Here is a 19,886-nt window from a genome sequence, read left to right on the forward strand (position 1 = left end):
GCTTCGCCGCGACGTGGCCTGCGAATCCGTGCACCGCAACGGTGCGCGCGACGCCCACGGGCGGCGCACGAGCGCTGTCGCCGGTGCAATCTTTCGAGCGAGTTATAGCGCAGTGTGCGCCAGCGTGCGCATGGACCTTGCTTAACCGGTAACGATGACGCACATTTTGAGAGCTCGTTGCCGGTCGCGTTCGGACCGGCCGGCTCTCGCGTGAGAGGATTGCATGACGATTGCGCAACAGGACAGGGCGGCGAGCGTGCCGCACGGCTTCGAGGTCGAGGTGAGCTCGGGCCTTCAACGCTATTCGGTGCAGCACGGCGAACTGACGCTTACCAGCGTGTTCCAGCCGATTTTCAGTCTGTCGCACCTGCGCGCGGTCGGCTATGAGGGCTTGCTGCGCGCGCACGACGCGCTCGATCGCGCGGTGTCGCCGCTCGATGTGTTCGGCGAGGCCGCGCGCCTCGGCGACGCGCTGCAGATCGACCGGCTGGCGCAGACGCTGCATCTGGAGAACTTCAAGGTGCTCGGCGCCGAGCGCGAATGGTTGTTCCTGAACGTGCACCCGGGCGTGCTGACCGACCCGTATCTCGCGGCCGCTTTGCTCGCCAATCTGCGGCGGCTCGATCTGTCGCCGCGGCGCGTCGTGCTCGAAGTGCTCGAGCAGAGCGCCGAAGATCTCGATCGACTTGCCGACGCGGTGCGCGAGTTTCGCGAGCGCGGCTTCCTGATCGCGCTCGATGATTTCGGCGCCGGCCATTCGAACATCGAGCGGATCTGGCAACTGAATCCCGACATCGTGAAGCTCGACCGCGTCATGCTGTCGCATGCCGCGCATCGCGCCGACATGGCGACGATCCTGCCGGGGCTCGTGGCGATGCTGCATGAAGCGGGCAAGCTCGTGCTGATCGAGGGCATCGAAACCGAGCACGAAGCGCAGATGGCGCTCGCCTGCAATGCCGACTTCGTGCAGGGCTTTTTCTTTGGCCGGCCGAATCCGGGTGTTGCCGATCCGATCCACGCGGCGGTTTGCATCGGCGAAGTCACCGAGCGTTATCGTGAGCAGGCCGAGGCACGCGAGCGGCGCAGCGCGAGTCGGCTCGCCCCGTATCTGCGCGCGTTCGAGCGCGCCGCGGAGCGTCTCGCCGCCGGTGAGCCGCTCGACGAGGTGTGCTGGAATTTCCTCGCGCTCGATCACGTGGCGCGCTGTTTTCTGCTCGACGCGAAGGGGCGCCAGGCCGGCCGCAACGTCGTGCTGCGCGCCGATCGCGCGGCGCACGAAACGCGCTTTCTGCCGCTCGCCGACGCGCAGGGCGCGAACTGGCTGCGTCGGCCGTACTTCAGCGTCGCGATCAATGCGCCGGAGCGGGTGCACGTGACGCGGCCATATCTGTCGATCAACGAGGCGTTGCCGTGCGTGACGCTGTCGGTGGCAACGCGCGTCGGCAGCGAGACCTGCGTGCTGTGCGGCGATATCGACTGGGTCGAAGACGAACGCGACGCGCGCATCTGACATGATGTCGTTTTCAACGACACCAGGTTGCGCTCATGTCCGTGCTGCTCGAAGTGATTGCCACGACCGTCGCCGATGCGCGCGCTGCCGCGCAGGCCGGTGCCGACCGTCTCGAACTCGTGACCGCGATGGGCGAGGGCGGACTGACGCCGAGTGTGGGGTTGATCGAGGCGGTGGTTTCAGCGGTCGGCGTCCGGGCAGCGGGCGTACCCGTGAACGTGATCGTGCGGCCGCATAGCCGCGCGTTCGTCTACGACGCCGACGACTACGCGGTGATGCTGCGCGACATCCGGGCCGTCAAGGCGGCCGGCGCGAACGGCATCGTGATCGGCATGCTCGATGCCGAGCGGGCGATCGACCGCGAAGGTCTCGCGCGCGCGTGCGAAGCTGCCGATGGACTCGCGATCACGTTCCATCGCGCGTTCGACGAGGCGCGCGATCTGCGCGAAGCGCTCGACGTATTGCTCGGTTTCGAGGCGGTGACGAATGTGCTGACGTCGGGCGGACAGCCGTCGGTGCTGCGGGCGCAAGCGACGATCGGCGAACTGCTGCGGCAGGCTGCCGGCTCGCATTGCACGGTGCTCGCCGGTGCCGGCTTGACGGTCGATGCGGTCGCGGAGTTCGTGAGCAAAACGCACGTCGAGGCCGTGCATTTCGGCTCCGGCGTGCGCGTGAACGGCAACGGACTCGCGCCAGTCGATCCGGCGAAGGTGATGCAGGTGAGGGCGCTGCTCGACGCAATGCAACGGTGAGCAGCGCAACGAACCACTTACTTCGCGACCACCACCGGAATGCCGCGCAACTGTCCGGCGCCCTTCATCTCCTCGAGCGACTTCTTCACCGCGACACCCGTCGCCGCATCGATGCCGAGGCGCGCGGCGAGGTCACGCTCACCACGCTTGACCCCCGCCAGATTCGCCAGCTTCACGTGCCCATACCCGCGCACGCGCGCGTGCAGTTCAGCGAGTTTCGCGACGTCGTCGAGATGGCCCGCGTCGAGTTTCGCTAGCGCACGGTGCAGCGTGGCTTCGTAATCGCTCGCGAGCTCGCGCTCCATCTTGCGCTCGAGCGTGCGGCCGAACGGATCGAGCGCAGAGCCACGCAGACCGCGCCATTTCGCGAGCAGGCCGAGCACGGGCCACATCCACTGACCATAGGTTTTCTTCGTTGGCACGGCGCCGGGCTGCGCGCGCGTGAGCGTCGGCGGCGCGAGGTTGAAGCGGATCGTGAAGTCCTTGCCGGCGACGCCCTCGAACTGCGCTTCGAGCGCTTCGCGGAACGCGGCATCCGTATGCAGGCGCGCGACTTCGTACTCGTCCTTCACCGCGAGCAGGCGATAGAACGTCGTCGCGACCGCGCGCGTCACGCGCTCGCTCGTCGCGTCGACGGTGGTCTCCGCGCGCCGTGCCGCACCGACGAGCGCGCGATAGCGCTTCACATAAGCCGCGCCGCCATACGCGAGCAGCCGTGCTTCGCGATGGGCGATCAGCTCGTCGAGCGTATCGACCTGCACGCTCGGCTTCGGTGCATGACGCGACTGCCACAGCGATTCGAGCGCGACGGGATCAGCCGCGGCCATGCGCCCGATCGAGAACGCGAGCTGGTTCATCTGCACGGCGACGTTGTTCAGTTCGATCGCGCGCATCATCGCGGCGAACGACACCGGCACGAGACCGAGCTGCCACGCGAAACCGAGCATCAGAATGTTCGCGCCGATCGTATCGCCGAGAAAACGCGTTGCGAGTGCTTGCGCGTCGCACGTCGACATACGCTCTTCCCCGGCCGCGTGACGCATCTTGTCGATCAGCGCGTCGGCATGCAGCGTCGCATCCGGGTTCTGCACGAAGCTCGCGTTCGGAATCGCATGCGTGTTGACGACGATGCGCGTGCGGCCATGTCGCACCGTCTGCAGTGCATCGGCACTCGCGCCGACCACCATGTCACAGGCGAGCAGCACGTCGGCCTGCTGCGTGTCGATGCGGACCTGGTTCAGCCATTCGTCGCGGGCGGCAAAGCGCACGAACGACAGCACCGCGCCGCCCTTCTGCGCGAAGCCCATGAAGTCGAGCACCGACGCGCTCTTGCCTTCGAGGTGCGCGGCCATGCTGATCAAGGCGCCGACCGTCACGACGCCGGTACCGCCGACACCCGTGATGAGGATGTCGTACGGCGCGGCATCGAGTTGCGTCGCGGGAATCGGCAACGCGTCGACGTGCGTGGCGAGCGCCTGCGGATCGAACGCGTCGCCCGCGGCTTTTTTCAGCGTACCGCCTTCGATGGTGACGAAGCTCGGGCAAAAGCCGTTCACGCACGAGTAGTCCTTGTTGCACGACGACTGATCGATGCGGCGCTTGCGACCGAGCGCGGTTTCCACCGGTTCCACCGACAAACAGTTCGACTGCACGCCGCAATCGCCGCAGCCTTCGCAGACTTCCTCGTTGATGAAGAGCCGTTTGTTCGGGTCGGGGAATTCGCCCTTCTTGCGGCGCCGGCGTTTTTCGGCCGCACAGGTCTGGTCGTAGATCAGCACGGTCACGCCGTCGGTGTCGCGCAACTGGCGCTGCACCGCGTCCATCTCGCTGCGATGGTGAAACGTCGTGCCCTGCGGAAACTGGCCGTGATGGCCGTCGTATTTCTCCGGCTCGTCGCTGACCACGACGAAGCGCGACACGCCCTCGGCTTCGACCTGCCGCGCGATCTGCGGCACCGAGATGCTGCCGTCGACCGGCTGGCCGCCCGTCATCGCGACCGCGTCGTTATAGAGGATCTTGTAGGTGATCGTCGCGTTCGCGGCGACCGCCTGGCGGATCGCGAGAATGCCGGAGTGAAAGTAGGTGCCGTCGCCGAGATTCTGGAATACGTGGCGGGTTTTCGTGAACATCGAATGCGCGGCCCAGTCGACGCCTTCGCCGCCCATCTGAATCAGCCCGGTCGTGTCGCGCTCCATCCACGACGCCATGAAATGACAGCCGATGCCCGCCTGCGCGATCGAGCCGTCCGGCACTTTCGTCGACGTGTTGTGCGGGCAGCCGGAGCAGAAGTACGGCGTGCGCTTCACACTGTCCGCCGCGTTCGACAGGATCTGCGGCGCGACCAGATCGACGACGCGTTCACGGCGATCGAGCGCCGGCTTGTGCTTCGCGAGCCAGTTCGCGAACACCGGGAGAATGCGCGACGGCCGCAATTCGCCGAGCGACGACAGCAGCAACGTGCCGTCTTCGGCGTGCTTGCCGACCACGACCGGCCGTGTGCCTTGTGTGCGGTTGTACAGATAGTCCTTGATCTGTTGCTCGATGACCGGGCCTTTCTCTTCGATCACGAGCACTTCGGACAGACCCGACACGAACGCGTCGATGCGCGTCATCTCCAGCGGAAACGACAGCCCGACCTTGTAGATGCGCACGCCGGCCGCGTCGAGATCGGCGACCGTCAGATCGAGCCGGCGCAGCGTTTCCATCAGATCGAGATGCGCCTTGCCGCAGGTGACGATGCCGACATTGGCGTGCGGGCTCGGCGCGATCCATTTGTCGATGCTGTTCATGCGCGCAAACTGGCGCACCGCGTCGAGCTTCGCGTGCAGACGCGCTTCGATCGTCAGGCTCGGCAGATCGGGCCAGCGGTTGTGCAGACCGCCGGCTGGTGCTTCGAATTCCGGTGGCGGTGTCCATTCGGTTTGCAGCGCGTCGAGATCGACGGTCGAGCCCGATTCGACGGTCTCCGAAATGGCCTTGTAGCCGACCCACGCACCGGAGAAGCGCGACAACGCCCAGCCATACAGGCCGAATTCGAGCATGTCCGCGATGTTCGACGGATTCACGACCGGCATGTGCCAGCCGATCAACGCGAAGTCGCTCTGATGCGGCATCGACGACGACACGCAGCCGTGATCGTCGCCCGCGACCACCAGCACGCCGCCGTGCGGCGACGAGCCGTACGCGTTGCCGTGCTTCAAGGCATCGCCCGCGCGGTCGACGCCCGGGCCTTTGCCGTACCACATCGCGAATACGCCATCGACGGTGCGCTCGGGATCGGCTTCGACGCGCTGCGTGCCGAGCACGGCGGTGCCGCCGAGTTCTTCGTTGATCGCGGGCAGAAAGCGGATGTCGCTGGCGGCGAGCAGTTTTTTTGCCTTCCACAACTGCTGATCGACCATGCCGAGCGGCGAGCCGCGATAGCCGCTGATGAAACCGGCCGTGTTCAGGTTGCGGGTCTTGTCGAGCGTGCGCTGCATCAGCGCGAGGCGCACGAGCGCCTGCGTGCCGGTCAGAAAGATCCGGCCGCGCGTCGCGGTGAGATTGTCGGAAAGCTTGTAGTCGGCGAGTGCGGGCGTGCCGTCGATGGGCAGGCGAGCGGTCATGGGGGAGTCTCCAATGTTCTGGCTTCGCGCGCGGGCGGTGGGGTCACGGATGCCGCGCAGCGAAAGAGACTCTATTTTTTAGCGCTCGCGAGAGTGAATTATTTCTTCTTTAATCGGGCGTGCGCGAATGGGCGCGACGAGTCGCGCGTTTCGGCCCGCTTTTGAGCCGGATTTGCCACGCGGCGGCGCGCTTCGGGTATGCCCTGGGGTGTCGTGAGGCGGCGAATGGGACGATGGCTATTGCTATTGCGCCGTGTTCGCCGCGATGTCCGGTTGGAGCGGTGCCGCATCGAGCGGCACGATTTCGTCGAAGTGCGCGTAGTCGATGTGGCTCACGCCGTCGCGCTCACTCATGATGTCGACGAACCGGTGCTGCCAGACGATCTGGTCGCAGGTCCACATGTGGCGCGCTTGCATGGTTTGCGACGTCGATTCGTCGATGCCTTCGAGCGTGAGCAGCAGCGAAACGTCGCGGCCTTTCAACGATTCGGCGTTTTCGCCGAACAGCGGGCTCGCTTCGTCGATGATGTGCATCAGCGTCCAGCCGAGCTTGAAGACCGGGTGCTGGTCGCGCACCAGCGCGAGGTCGTAGAGCTTGCGCAGCGTAAAGCCTTCGATCGAGGTCTCCAGACGCATGATGCGCAGCCGCGCGCGTGCCTCGGCGATCACGTTCTGACGCGCGTTGGCCGAGCGCACCATCAACGTCATGCGGCCGTCGATCGGCCGGATCACCGCGTAGCGCGCGAACATGATCTTCGCGTGCGGCCGCGAAAAGCGCGCGAAGATCAGTCCGGTCGCCAACGCGATGCTCGACATGCCGATGAAGATTTCGAGCGTCGCGATCCAGTGCGCGTAGACGGTTTGCGGATGCATGTCGCCGTAGCCGACCGTCGCAAGGGTTTCGACGCTAAAGAAGAACGCACCGCCGAAGCCCTTCGGAAACTGATTCGCGATCGGAGCGTCGCCGAGCATGTAGAGCATGGCGAACACGATGTTGAGCAGCAGGAACAGCAGCGCGAGCGACACGAAGAACCCCGGCCAGCGCACGCCGAGCGCGCGGTGATACAGGTCTTGCCACAGCGGCGTCGGCATGCCGTGCGCGATCACCACGCGATCGTCGAGACGCATTTCGCGACTGCCGCGCGCGCGGCGCCTCGCGTCGGTGTCGCCGAGCGTGGAAAAACGGTCTGACGGTTCGCTTGCCATCACGCGCTCGTGGGAATGAAGACGTGGACAGCGTAGCATGGCGCGCTGCGCGAGTTTCCGCGCGGTGCGAAGGCAGCGCGGCGCGATGTATCGCCAGGGTGCGAGGTTGCGCGATGCCGTCGTTGAAATGCTTCCGGGCGCGTCCCGGAATTCAGGCTGGGTCAGGTCGCATCACGCGCGGCGAGCGGGTCGGACGCGGCCGCGCGCCACACCCACCCGCCGTCACGGAAACACGTGCGGCTTCGGAATTCCCGCGCCATGCTCGATATCGTCGACCGCCTGCCGATGCGCACTTTCCACCGCTTCGGCCTGCTCGGCATAACCCGCGTCGCCGCCGACCGTGGTCCACGCCTTGACGGCCTTCTCGCGATGACGGATTTCGTATTCCGCGTCCCAGCGCGCGCCACTGAGTTCGAGCGGACGAACGTGAATCGAATACACGCCGTATTGGAACAGCTGTTCAGCCATGATCGCCTCCAGCCGGCCGATCCGGCAGCGGCGCGCCGATGCGCGAGGACGCGCGACGCGCAGCCCCTGGTTCGGCCTACAGTTCGATTTCCCCGAGGATACGATGTGCGAGCGCTTTGGCTTCTTCGAGCGCTTCTCCCGGCGTCGACGACGTCGAGTCGACTTCGTAGAGCGTGGTTTCCTGATCGGCGCTGGGTTCGCCTTCGTCGCGCGCGAGGGTGACGACACCTTGCCAGGCGTCATGTGCGACTTCTCTTATCGACGCGGTGGCCGTGTAGAGCCCTTTGGTGTAGGTGACGTCCTCCATGGCCTCGCTCCTTTTCGCAAAGGTTTCGATGTTTTCATCCTAGCACGGCGTGGCGGGATCGGTTCCCGCCCGGGGCAGCTTCGCGCCGCGCGACGTGCTCGACTTCCGTTACGCTACGCGCGCCCCAGGGCAGCAGAATTACAGCGTCGCGTTTTATAGCAGCGCGACCACCTCGTCGAGCGTCGGCGCGTGCGCGCCGGCGTGCCCGCAAGCCGCCGCGCCGGCCGCGAGCGCGAATGCGAGATGCTCGGGCCACCCGCGTTGCGGCGCGCTCATCAGGCTGAACAGCAGACCGCCGATCGACGCATCGCCCGCGCCGACCGTATCGACCACTTCGACGCGCGGCGGCTTCGCCTCGATCACCGCGGCGCCGTCGAGCAGCATCGCCGCTTCGGGGCCGCGCGTGACGAGCACGGTGGCGGCGGGATTCATCGCGCGCAATTGCGCGAGCGCGGCGGCTTCGTCGCTGGTCTTGAAGATCATGCGCAGATCTTCGTCCGACACCTTGATCAGATCCGCGAGCGCGGCCATCTTGCGCAGCGTCGGCTCGTAGCCGTGCTCCATCAGGTTGCGATAGTTCGGATCGAAGCTGATCTTCACGCCGTGCGAACGCAACTGGGCGGCGAGTTGCGCCAGTGTGTCGCCGAGCGGCCGACGCACGAGGCTGATGCAGCCGAAGTGCGCCCACTTCACCGCGTTCATCCAACCGGCGGGCAGCTTCGCCGGCTCGAACGCGAGGTCGGCGCCGTTCTCGCCCATGAAGAAGTACGCGGGCGGATGGGTCTGATGCACGATCGCGAGCAGCGGCGGGCGCTCGACGCGCTGCAGGAAGCGCATGTCGAGGCCGGCCGCGACGCTCGCGTCCCACAGCTCGTCGGAAAAGTTATCGACGCCGAGCGAGCCCGCGCACGCGGTCGGCAGGCCGAGCCGCGCGACGCAGCGCGCGGCGTTCCAGCCCGCGCCGCCCGGACGCGACAGCCAGTGCGATGCGCCGGTGCGCACGAGATCGGTCAGGATGTCGCCGGCGGATACGAAAACGGGGAGGTTGGTCGTCGCGCTCATTGTGCTTTCTCCGCGGAAGCCGCTGCGGCGGGAGCGGCTGATTCAGCCGCAGCGTTTTCGCCGAGCGCATGGGCGAGCACTTCGTAGCACGCGCCCATCGTGTGATAGTCGGTCTTGCCGGCCGGGCTCTTTTCGTCGCTGTACTTGCGGTTGTCGCAGGTGAGGATGCGATACCAGGCGCCGTACTTGTGGTCCACGAAGTGCGTCCAGCTATAGCGCCAGATCTCGTCGTACCAGTCCCAGAAGCGCTCGTTGCCGGTGCGCTTGCCGAGCAGCGCGGCGGTCGCGAACGTTTCGGCCTGCACCCAGAAGTACTTGTCGTGATCGCACACGGTGCCGTCGGGGCCGAAGCCGTAGTAGAGGCCGCCGTGGTCTTCGTCCCACGCGTACGTCATCGCGGCGTCGAACAGTTCGATCGCGCGCGGCAGCAGCCACGGCAGCGGACGGAAGCGTTCGAGAATCAGCAGCAGCTTCGCCCATTCGGTCTGATGACCGGGCTGAAAGCCCCACGGACGGAAGATGTTCGAGCTGTCCTCTTCGTTGTAGTGCCAGTCGACCGACCAGTCCGCGTGAAAGTGCTCCCACACGAGTCCTTGCGACAGCTTCGCCTGGCGCAGCGTGATATTCGACGCCACGCGCTCGGCGCGATCGAGATACACCAGATGACCGGTCGCTTCATGCGCGGCGAGCAGCGCCTCGGTGGTATGCATGTTCGCGTTCTGCCCGCGATACGTGCTGACACGCCAGTCGGCCGACGCGTCGTCGGCATAGAGGCCGGCGGCGGCGTCCCAGAAGCGGTGCTCCATCAGCTCGAAGGTCGCGCCGATCATCGGCTTCGCTTCCTCGATGCCGGCCATCGCCGCGTGCGAGTACGCGAGCAGCACGAACGCGAGGCCGTAGCAGTGGCGCGTCGCGTCGAGCGTGCGCCGTTTGCTGTCGCGCCATTCGATTTCCCAGTCGTAGCCCTCGTGCTGCGAGTCCCAGTGCGCGTCGCGCAGAAAGCGCAGGCCGTGGCGCGTGTATTCGAGGTGCTTCGGGTCGCCGAACTGCCGGTACGCCATCGCGTAGTTGAACACGTAGCGGCAACTGCTGACCAGGTGGCGCGTGGTGCGGTTGTAGATCGAACCGTCGTCGCGCAAGAAGTGGTAGAAGCCGCCGCTCGGGTCGAGCACGTTCGGCGCATAGAAGCGCAGCGTGTCTTCGATGTGCGCGAGCAGGAACTCGCGCTTGCGGAAGCTGGCGAACGGCGGCGCCTTCGCGGCGTCGCTGGAAAGTTGAAGCGGATCGGTTAGCGTCATGGCGTTTTCACCAAAGTACTGGCACGGGCAACGAGTTGAACGGGCAAGCGGACTTCGAGTTCGGCGGGCGAGTCTTCGAGCAGCAGTTCGACGCCGCGTCGGCCGAGCGCTTCCTTGTCGACCGCGATCGTCGATAGCGGCGGGGTAGCGTGGGCGGCGGCGGGGATGTCGTCGAAACCGATGATCGCGATGTCGTCGGGCACGCTGAAGCCGCGCGCGAGACACACGCGCAGCGCGGCAAGCGCGGCGGCGTCGTTGAACGCGAATACGGCGTCGGGGCGCGGGCCCGGCGCGTCGAGCAGGCGCTGCATCGCGCGCGCGGCGCCGGTGTCGGGATCGAGCCCGGCGTCGATGTTCACTTCGAGCGACGGATCGAACAGCAGCCCCGCTTCGAAGAATGCGCGCCGGTAGCCGAGCGCGCGCTCGGCGATGCTGAAGTGCGCGAGCGAGCCGCCGATGAACGCGACGCGCTTGCGCTGCTGCGCGAACAGATGGCGCATTGCGAGCGTGGCGCCGCCGGCGTTGTCGAGATTGACCGAGCGCAAGCCCGGCGACCATAGATCGATCAGCACCAGCGGGCGTTGCATCGCGACCAGCGTGGCGAGCGTTTCGGGCTCGACGAAGCCGGCGATCGCGACGGCGTCGGGCGCGTGCAGGCGCATCTGGTGAATCACGTCCTCGGTCGGCCCGGCAGTCAGCACCGACGGCACGATGCCGCGCTCGCGGCACGCGTCTTCGACACCGTGCAGCACGTGCGAGAAGAACGGGCTCGCGGCGAAGTTGTTGTGCTGACGATGCAGCAGGAAGGTTAGCCGGCGGATGCGCGGACGCAGCTGCGCCGAGTCGTAGCCGAGCTGGCGCGCCGCTTCGACGACGCGTTCGCGCGTGGCCTCGGAAAGGCCCGGCTGATTCTTGAGCGCGCGCGACACGGTGCCGATCGAAACGCTGGCCGCGCGGGCGACGTCGCGGATGGTTGTGGCCATCGAATGAAGCTGCCGCGCGAGGCGAGGCAGCACGGGTTCAGGTCGGGCGATTGTATAGTAAAACGCAGCTAAAGCCGCTTGCAAAACGCCAGCATGACACCAGTAAATACCCGTATTTTATGGATTTGTTGGAAATTAAGTTGTTTAGTAAAAATGCCTAAACAGCAGGCGGGCCGCCGTTTTCGAGACGGTTCGAGAATCGTCCTATGCCATCCGGCCGAGGCGACAGCGAGAGCGTTTGCGCGTGAAATAACGACAAAGGCCAGTGCAGAGCCAAAAGAAAAGCCGCCCGAAGGCGGCTTGCTTCACACGATCAAAACGACGCTCAGGGAGGGCGCTTATGAATGTCCTGTTTGCATTGCGTGTGTTTTCAACGGCGCGCGACGGCGGCGGCGGGTCGCCGCGCCGCGGCATTGCTCTCGCCGCTGAGGTCGCGGGCGCCCCAGCGTTGCGCGAGCGCGGCGCAGACCATCAGCTGAATCTGGTGGAACAGCATCAGCGGCAGCACCACGGCGCCGACCGCATGCGACGCGAAGATCACCTTGGCCATCGGCACGCCGGCGGCGAGGCTCTTCTTCGAGCCGCAGAAGATGATGGTGATCTGGTCCGCGCGGCTGAAGCCGAGCCGCTTGCTCGCGAAGATCGTCACGGCCAGCGCGAGCGCGAGCAGCACGGCGCTCACCACGACGAGGCCGCCGAGCGCCGACAGCGGAATCGTGTGCCACAGGCCTTCGGTGACGGCCTCGCTGAACGCACCGTAGACGACGAGCAGGATCGAGCCCTGGTCGACGAACTTCAGCACGCCGCGATTCTTCTCGATCCACTTGCCGATCAGCGGGCGCAGCAGCTGGCCGGCAACGAACGGCACGAGCAGTTGCAGCACGATGTTGCCGATCGTATGCCACGGCGACGCACCGCCGCTCGCGGCCTGATTCGTCACGATGACGCTGACGAGTGCTGGAGTGAAGAAGATGCCGAGCAGGCTCGAGGCGGACGCGCTGCATACCGCGGCCGGCACGTTGCCCTTGGCAATGGACGTGAACGCGATCGACGACTGGACCGTCGACGGCAGCGTGCAGAGGAAGAGGACGCCGGCGTAGAGCGACGGCGTGACCAGCGGCGAAAGGACCGGTTTAAGCGCGAGGCCGAGCAGCGGAAACAGCGCGAACGTGCTCAGCAGCACCACGAGGTGAAGGCGCCAGTGCGTCGCGCCCGCAATGATCGCCTCGCGTGACAGCTTGGCGCCGTGCAGGAAGAACAGCAGGCCGACCGCGATGTTCGTCACCCAGTTGAACCCCACGGCGGCCTGCCCATGAACGGGCAGGAAGCTGGCGAGGATCACGGTGCCGACGAGGCACAGGGTGAAGTTATCGGGCAGGAATTTCGGGCGGGCCATGTCGCAATCTCGATTCAATGACGCGGTGTAAGCATGGGACGGGTCTGTCAGGCGTGGTCCATGCCAATGGAAAGCGGCTATTGTTGTCGAAAGCCGATTGAAAACGCAAATTCATTTGCCGAATCGATTAATGAAGTTTGCGCATTGACTCCCCAATCAGACCGAGCCCATTCGTGCGACGTGCCAGGTCTCAGTATTGGCGAGGTGCTTTCTCGCGACAAACCGTTTAACCATTGACGTTGCAAGCGGCGTTTATTTGCAACAAACGGCACCCGCGCGGGCCAGGCGAAAACGCCGGCCAGCAAGCCGCCGAGGCGCGTCCGCACGAGGGCTCCGGCGCGGAAAAAGGCCGCAGTAACAGGGTGTTACATCCACCGACGAGACCTAACACTTTTTGGCTCGACACCCTCTGCCCCCGACCATAAATTACTCGTTCAAAGGCCGCAGGGATGCCCTGCGCCGCGACAGGAACGCGGCGCTTTTCTCCTCCCGCAACAGGTCCATCGCAGCTCGAACGGTGGATTTCAGGCAAGTCTTCGGGCGTGAGAGTCACAGGTGGACGGGTTGTCGAGAACGAGGCACTGGGCGTGGGGCGCGGTCATCGCCGTGCTGTGCTCGTTCGCTTATGCGAAGGAGCCGGGTGGGCCGCATGGCGGCGGTGCCGCCGCGGGCGGCGCTCATTCGCGCGACACTGCCGGGCGCGCGCCGCGCATGGAGATGCGTGGCGACGGCCGTTATGCCGGTGCGGGCGGCGCACCTGCTGTGCGCGGCTCGCGCAATGCGATGGCTTCTCGTGACGCACGCGCGCAGCGCGGCAACGCGAATATCGCGGACGCCAATTTCGGTTATGGCTTCGGCAGCTACAAGTCCGGCATGCGCCGTGTCGGCGATCCGTCCGGCTATGCGGGCGCGATCACGCCGGTCAGCGCGGAGTCGCGTCCGGTGCCGCATCCCCCGTCCAACATGCCGATGCGCAACGGCTCGATCCGCGCCGACGTCGCCCGCTACAACGAAGAGCGTGGCGCAGCACGCCCGCTGCAACGCCCAGCCGACGATCCGCGTCAGCCGGGCGGTTCACCGTACCGGAATTAGCTGAGCGCGATTTCGCAAACCACCGCACCGCCCCAACCGCAGTCCCGAAACCCGTCTTCCAGATCCTTCCCGCGATCCCTCGCGCGGCTTCGCGCGCCTTCCTCTGCGCTGTAGCCCCGAATCTGACGTTTCGACGCCACACTTTTTTGAAAACACCCGGCATCGAATTACCGGTCAGCGTCAAATCTTGGCATTCTGCCGCGTCGCGCCATCGGCCCGTCATTTAAGGCGTTCAAGCACGCTGTGGCGCGCCGTTCGCCGCATGCCGCATTGCGTCCAAGGGGCGGCGCCAGTCCGCTCTGAAGCGTCATATCAAGCCGATAACCGACCAAACTAATCAGACCGATATACCCGCAATAAGCAGCGATATTTTTGTTCATAAAAATGGTCCGCAAAGATGGGACCCGCCCAGATTGACTCGACGATCGAACGGATAACAACGACGTTTCGCGCGAGCGCCCCCTTTCGCACAGCCACACCCTTTTGACAAAGATTGGAGAACCCATGAACACAAGCCTCAGCAGCGCGCTGAAGACTACTCTCAAGGCCACCGCATGCGTCGTCGCGCTGGCGAGCGCGTCGTCGGCGTTCGCGCAATCGAGCGTGCAGCTCTACGGCCAGGTCGACGAATGGGTCGGCTCGCAGAAGTTTCCGGGCGGCAAGACCGCGGTGGTCGTGTCGGGCGGCGGCATGTCGACGTCGTACTGGGGCTTCAAGGGGACCGAGGATCTGGGCAACGGCTACAAGGCGATCTTCACTATCGAAGGCTTCTTCCGCGCGCAAACCGGCGAGTACGGCCGCTTCACCGGCGACACGACGTTCTCGCGCAACGCGTACGTCGGCATCGAATCGCCGTACGGTACGGTGACCGCCGGCCGCCTGACGACGCCGCTGTTCGTGTCGACGATCCTGTTCAACCCGTTCGTCGATTCGTACTGGTTCTCGCCGATGGTCTATCACGTGTACCTCGGCCTCGGCACCTTCCCGACCTACACGACCGACCAGGGCGTGACCGGCGACTCGGGCTGGAACAATGCGGTGTCGTATACGTCGCCGAACTTCAACGGCCTTTCGGCGACCGCGATGTACGCGCTCGGCAACACGACCCAGAACGGCGCGAAGAAGTGGAGCGGCCAGGTGCTGTACTTCCACGGGCCGTTCGCGGCGACCGCGGTGTACCAGTACGTGAACTTCAACAACGTGCCGGGCGACCTCGGCAGCTTCGAAACGTCGGGCGTGCCGGGTCTGCGCAGCCAGAGCGTCGCGCAGGCGGGCGTGTCGTACGACCTGAAGTTCGTCAAGCTGTACGGCCAGTACATGTACACGTACAACGACCAGCAGGTCACGAGCTGGCACGTCAACACGGGTCAGGGCGGCGTCACGGTGCCGTTCGGGCCTGGCTCGGTGATGGCTTCGTATGCGTATTCGCGTAACGGCGGCGGTTCGAACCAGACGCGCCAGACGGCGGCGGTCGGCTACGACTATCCGCTGTCCAAGCGCACCGATGTCTATGCCGCGTACCTGTATGACCACATCACCGGTCAGTCGAGCGGCAATACATATGGCGCGGGGTTGCGCGCGAAGTTCTGATCTCGGCTCACGGTGTCACCGCAAAGCCCGCGTTCCGCCCGGAACGCGGGCTTTGTCGATTTCGGGCGCCGCCGAATACGAGCGTTTGCTGCCGTTCTTTTGATAAACCCGGCAAAATGACGTCGATTGATTCCTGAAGCGAGCGACTGAGATGGACACCCTCGTCAGCATGAAAGTGTTTCGCCACGTGGTCGAAGCCGGCAGTTTCGTCGGCGCGGCGGAGAAGATGGAGATGTCGGCGGCGATGGCGAGCAAGCACGTGATGCATCTGGAGCAGCAGCTCGGCGCGCGGCTCCTGAACCGCACCACGCGTCGCGTCGCGCCGACCGAGGCAGGCCGCGAGTACTACGAGCGGCTGAGTCAGGCGCTCACCGAGCTCGACGAAGCCGGCCAGGCGGTCGGCGCGGCAAGCGTCGTGCCGCACGGGCGGCTGCGGGTGTCGTCGCTGTCGGCGTTCGGCCTGAATCACGTGATGGCCGCGGTCGCGGACTACGCCGCGCAGTATCCGCAGGTCACCGTCGATATGACACTGTCCGACCGCGTCGTCGAACTGATCGACGAGGGCTTCGACGTCGCGATCCGCGCGTCGCCGGGCGGGCTCAAGTCGTCGTCGCTGATCGCGCGGCAGATCGCGACCGCGCATCTGGTGCTGTGCGCATCGCCCGCCTATCTGCGCAAGCATGGCACGCCGAAGAGCGTCGCCGATCTCGCGCGCCACAACTATCTGCAGTACGCGGGCGTATCGGCGCTCGAAGTCGCGACCGGCGACGCGGGCTCGCGTGTGCGCCTGTCGGGCAACCTGATCGTCAATCAGCTCGAGGCCCAGCGCGTGGTCGTGCTGCATGGCGCGGGCATCGCGATGCTGGGCACCGAGGTGATCGGCAGCGATCTCGCCGAAGGGCGGCTCGTGCCGCTGCTCGTCGACCAGGTGCCGCCGCGGGAGCTGCCGATCCACGTCGTCTACACGAGCCGGCGGCATCTCTCGGCCAAGGTGCGCTCATTCGTCGATTTTCTGGCGGCGCGGTTCGCAAACGAATCGCTGTGGCCGTCGCTCGACCAAATCAAGGCGTTGGCGGTGCGGTAGCGTGTCGCGAAGCACCGAGCATACGTCGCCAATCGCCCGCCCCGCGCCCCGGCGCCGTGTTACCCCGTTTCTATATACTGATTGTGAGCACCCATCAGTTAAATGATCTGGGGGAGACATGACCGATCTGTCCACGCCGCAGCGTGCCGGCAGCCACGAACTGCCCGCGGGCCGGCGCCTGCGCTTCGTCACCGCCGCCGCGCTGTTCGACGGCCACGACGCGTCGATCAACATCATGCGGCGCATCCTGCAGGCAAGCGGCGTCGAGGTGATCCACCTCGGCCACAACCGCTCAGTCGCCGAAGTCGCGACCGCCGCGCTCAACGAGGACGCCGACGGCGTCGCCGTGTCGAGCTATCAGGGCGGCCACAACGAATACTTCCGCTACCTGGTGGATTTGCTGCGTGCAAGCGGCGGCGAGCGCATCAAGGTGTTCGGCGGCGGCGGGGGCGTGATCGTCCCCGAGGAAATTGCCGCGCTCGAACGCGACGGTGTCGAAAAAATCTACTCGCCGCACGACGGTCAGCGGCTCGGTCTGCAAGGCATGATCGACGACATGATCGCGCGCTGCGTCGAAGGGGCGCGCGCGGCCGACGCGGCGCGGCCGACGCCGGTGCGCGAATGGCTCGCCGAGCTGGCCGCGCGGCCGTTGCCGCGTTGCGGTGAGGCCCATGCTCCGCACGCTGGCACTGCTGCTGGCTCGCACCCCGCCGATCCCGCCGCGCCGATCTTGCGCCGCCTCGCGCAACTGATCAGCGCGTTCGAAACGAACAGCGTCGACGCCGCCGCGTGCGACCAGCTAGCGACGCTCGCGCAAGCGCCACGCATCCCGGTGCTCGGCATCACCGGCACCGGCGGCGCGGGCAAGTCGTCGCTGACCGACGAGCTGATCCGCCGTTTCCGGCTCGACTACGGCGACTCGCTGAACATCGCCGTGCTCGCGATCGATCCGTCGCGCCGAAAATCCGGCGGCGCCCTGCTCGGCGACCGCATCCGCATGAATGCGATCGGCGATTGGGGCGACGGCGCCCGCATTTATATGCGCTCGATGGCGACGCGCGAGGCGTCGACCGAACTCTCCGATTCGCTACCCGCCGCGCTGATGCTGTGCAAGGTGGCGGGCTTCGATCTGATCGTCGTCGAGACGTCGGGGATCGGTCAGGGCGATGCGGCGATCGTGCCGTTCGTCGACGAATCGCTGTACGTGATGACGCCGGAGTTCGGCGCCGCGAGCCAGCTCGAGAAGATCGATATGCTCGACTTCGCGAGCTTCGTCGCGATCAACAAATTCGATCGCAAGGGTGCGCAGGATGCGCTGCGCGACGTCGCGAAGCAGGTGCAGCGCAATCGTGGGGACTTCGCGACATCGCCCGACGCGATGCCGGTGTTCGGCACGATCGCGTCGCGCTTCAACGACGACGGCGTGAGCGCGCTGTACCGGCGCATCGCTAATGCGCTGCGCACGCACGGCCTGCGCGAGGGCGGCGCACGGCTCGGCGCGACCGAAGGCCTGCGCTTTTCGAGCAACCTGCATGCAATCGTGCCGCCCGCGCGCGTGCGCTATCTGGCCGACATCGCGCAGACGGTACGCGGCTATCGAGCGCGGGCCGACGCGCAGGCGCAAATCGCGCGGGAACGCTGGCAGATCGTCGAGACGCGCCGCATGCTCGGCGAGGCGGGCAGCGACGCCTCGTCGCTCGATGCGCTGATCGACCAACGCGGCGCCGCGCTCGGCGAGCGCGAACGCAAGCTGCTCGACGCGTGGCCGCAAACGGTGGCCGCCTATGCGGGCGACGAACATGTGGTGCGCATCCGCAAGCGTGAAATCCGCACCGCGCTGACGGTCACGACGCTGTCCGGCTCCGAAATCCGCAAAGTGTCGCTGCCGAAATTCGTCGATCACGGCGAGATCCTGCGCTGGCTGATGCTCGACAATCTGCCCGGCTATTTCCCATTCACCGCTGGCGTGTTTCCGTTTCGTCGCGAGAACGAGGACCCGACGCGCATGTTCGCGGGCGAGGGCGATCCGCAGCGCACGAATCGTCGCTTCAGGCTGCTGTCGGAAGGCATGCCGGCCAAACGGCTATCCACCGCGTTCGACTCGGTGACGCTTTACGGTGAGGAGCCGCACGAGCGCCCGGACATCTACGGCAAGGTCGGCAATTCGGGTGTGTCGGTCGCGACGCTCGACGACATGAAGACGCTGTATGACGGCTTCGATCTGTGCTCGCCGGATACGTCGGTCTCGATGACGATCAACGGCCCCGCGCCGACGATCCTCGCGATGTTCTTCAACGTCGCGATCGACCAGCGGATCGCGCTGAGCGAGCAACAGCAAGGCCGCCTGTTGACCGAAGCCGAACTCGCCGCAACGCGCCGCGCCGCGCTCGAAAACGTGCGCGGCACCGTGCAGGCCGACATCCTGAAAGAAGACCAGGGGCAGAACACCTGCATCTTCTCGACCGAATTCAGCCTGAAGGTGATGGGTGACATTCAGGCGTATTTCGTCGAACACGGCGTGCGCAATTTCTATTCGGTGTCGATTTCCGGCTATCACATCGCCGAGGCCGGCGCGAACCCCATCTCGCAGCTCGCGTACACGCTCGCGAACGGCTTCACCTACGTCGAGGCGTATCTCGCGCGCGGCATGTCGATCGACGACTTCGCGCCGAATCTGTCGTTCTTCTTCTCGAACGGCATGGACCCGGAGTACACGGTGCTCGGCCGCGTCGCGCGACGCATCTGGGCGGTCGCGATGCGCGAGCGCTATGGCGCGAGCGAGCGTAGTCAGAAGCTCAAGTATCACGTGCAGACGTCGGGCCGCAGCCTGCACGCGCAGGAGATCGATTTCAACGACATCCGCACGACGCTGCAGGCGCTGATCGCGATCTACGACAACTGCAACTCGCTGCACACCAATGCGTTCGACGAAGCGATCACGACGCCGACCGAGGAATCGGTGCGCCGCGCAGTTGCGATCCAGCTGATCATCAATCGCGAATGGGGGCTCGCGAAGAACCAGAATCCGAATCAGGGCAGTTTCGTGATCGATGAATTGACCGATCTGGTCGAGGAGGCTGTGCTCGCCGAATTCGAGCGGCTGACAGAGCGCGGCGGCGTGCTCGGCGCGATGGAAACCGGCTATCAGCGCGGACGGATTCAGGACGAGTCGATGCTGTACGAGCATCGCAAGCATGACGGCTCGTATCCGATCGTCGGCGTCAATACGTTCCTGAGCGCGCATCCGCATGAAGCGCCGCGGCCGCTGGTGCTCGCGCGTTCCACCGACGCGGAGAAGCAGAGTCAGCTGCGGCGGTTGCGCGACTTCCAGGCGCGCCACCGCGACGCCGCGCCCGAGGCGCTCGAACGCCTCAAGCGCGCGGTGATCGACGACGGCAACGTGTTCGCGGTGCTGATGGACGTGGTGCGCGTGTGTTCGCTCGGGCAAATCACCCACGCGCTGTTCGAGGTGGGCGGGCAGTATCGGCGCAATATGTAGGCCGCGAGCGGGCGGCCCGGCCCGCTCCGTTCTT

The 19,886-nt window shown here is 65.7% G+C and carries 14 protein-coding genes; 6 read left to right on the forward strand and 8 right to left on the reverse strand.

What is annotated here, in order from left to right; genetic code table 11:
* The first annotated feature begins 223 nt into the window (after positions 1 to 223).
* Together OKW40_RS17565 and OKW40_RS17570 are read left to right on the forward strand one after the other, a co-directional pair.
* Positions 224 to 1,510: an EAL domain-containing protein gene (locus OKW40_RS17565; protein ID WP_090802732.1), complete on the forward strand. Its 1,287-nt coding sequence runs from the start codon at positions 224 to 226 to the stop codon at positions 1,508 to 1,510.
* A gap of 35 nt (positions 1,511 to 1,545) precedes the next feature.
* On the forward strand, positions 1,546 to 2,262 hold the full coding sequence (locus OKW40_RS17570) for a copper homeostasis protein CutC (protein ID WP_184026264.1): 717 nt from the start codon (positions 1,546 to 1,548) through the stop codon (positions 2,260 to 2,262).
* Between the two features lie 17 nt (positions 2,263 to 2,279).
* On the opposite strand, the gene OKW40_RS17575 is transcribed toward OKW40_RS17570, so the two are convergent.
* From OKW40_RS17575 to OKW40_RS17610, 8 genes are all read right to left on the reverse strand, one after another.
* Positions 2,280 to 5,867 carry an indolepyruvate ferredoxin oxidoreductase family protein gene (locus tag OKW40_RS17575; RefSeq protein WP_429490720.1) on the reverse strand — a complete coding sequence of 1,196 codons (3,588 nt, stop codon included), beginning with the start codon at positions 5,865 to 5,867 and terminating at the stop codon, positions 2,280 to 2,282.
* 243 nt (positions 5,868 to 6,110) lie between these two features.
* A complete protein-coding gene (locus OKW40_RS17580) occupies positions 6,111 to 7,073 on the reverse strand; it encodes an ion channel (RefSeq protein WP_187612568.1) in 963 nt (320 codons plus the stop codon).
* Between the two features lie 222 nt (positions 7,074 to 7,295).
* A complete protein-coding gene (locus tag OKW40_RS17585; RefSeq protein ID WP_184051250.1) occupies positions 7,296 to 7,541 on the reverse strand; it encodes a hypothetical protein in 246 nt (81 codons plus the stop codon).
* A gap of 76 nt (positions 7,542 to 7,617) precedes the next feature.
* Entirely contained in the window at positions 7,618 to 7,848 is a 231-nt protein-coding gene (locus tag OKW40_RS17590; RefSeq protein WP_018419210.1) for a hypothetical protein, read from the reverse strand.
* 153 nt (positions 7,849 to 8,001) lie between these two features.
* On the reverse strand, positions 8,002 to 8,910 hold the full coding sequence (locus OKW40_RS17595) for a carbohydrate kinase family protein (RefSeq protein WP_429490722.1): 909 nt from the start codon (positions 8,908 to 8,910) through the stop codon (positions 8,002 to 8,004).
* Positions 8,907 to 10,208, reverse strand: a complete 1,302-nt coding sequence (locus OKW40_RS17600; RefSeq protein ID WP_429490724.1) for an AGE family epimerase/isomerase — start codon at positions 10,206 to 10,208, stop codon at positions 8,907 to 8,909. The genes OKW40_RS17595 and OKW40_RS17600 overlap by 4 nt, the downstream gene beginning before the upstream one ends.
* A complete protein-coding gene (locus OKW40_RS17605) occupies positions 10,205 to 11,191 on the reverse strand; it encodes a LacI family DNA-binding transcriptional regulator (protein ID WP_090805561.1) in 987 nt (328 codons plus the stop codon). The genes OKW40_RS17600 and OKW40_RS17605 overlap by 4 nt, the downstream gene beginning before the upstream one ends.
* A gap of 370 nt (positions 11,192 to 11,561) precedes the next feature.
* Entirely contained in the window at positions 11,562 to 12,587 is a 1,026-nt protein-coding gene (locus OKW40_RS17610; protein WP_184062690.1) for a bile acid:sodium symporter family protein, read from the reverse strand.
* Between the two features lie 555 nt (positions 12,588 to 13,142).
* Here OKW40_RS17610 and OKW40_RS17615 point away from each other — a divergent pair.
* The 4 genes from OKW40_RS17615 to icmF all read left to right on the forward strand — a co-directional run bounded on the left by OKW40_RS17615 (position 13,143) and on the right by icmF (position 19,852).
* Positions 13,143 to 13,679, forward strand: coding sequence for a hypothetical protein (locus OKW40_RS17615; protein WP_429490726.1), 537 nt, complete (start codon positions 13,143 to 13,145; stop codon positions 13,677 to 13,679).
* Between the two features lie 504 nt (positions 13,680 to 14,183).
* A complete protein-coding gene (locus OKW40_RS17620) occupies positions 14,184 to 15,269 on the forward strand; it encodes a porin (protein ID WP_184062688.1) in 1,086 nt (361 codons plus the stop codon).
* Positions 15,270 to 15,420: 151 nt separating this feature from the next.
* Positions 15,421 to 16,353: a LysR family transcriptional regulator gene (locus OKW40_RS17625; RefSeq protein WP_184051262.1), complete on the forward strand. Its 933-nt coding sequence runs from the start codon at positions 15,421 to 15,423 to the stop codon at positions 16,351 to 16,353.
* Between the two features lie 118 nt (positions 16,354 to 16,471).
* A complete protein-coding gene (icmF, locus tag OKW40_RS17630; RefSeq protein ID WP_429490728.1) occupies positions 16,472 to 19,852 on the forward strand; it encodes a fused isobutyryl-CoA mutase/GTPase IcmF in 3,381 nt (1,126 codons plus the stop codon).
* Positions 19,853 to 19,886: the final 34 nt, after the last annotated feature.

It is taken from the genome of Paraburkholderia sp. RAU6.4a, from assembly GCF_050435625.1.
GTDB classification, from domain to species: Bacteria; Pseudomonadota; Gammaproteobacteria; order Burkholderiales; family Burkholderiaceae; genus Paraburkholderia; species Paraburkholderia tuberum.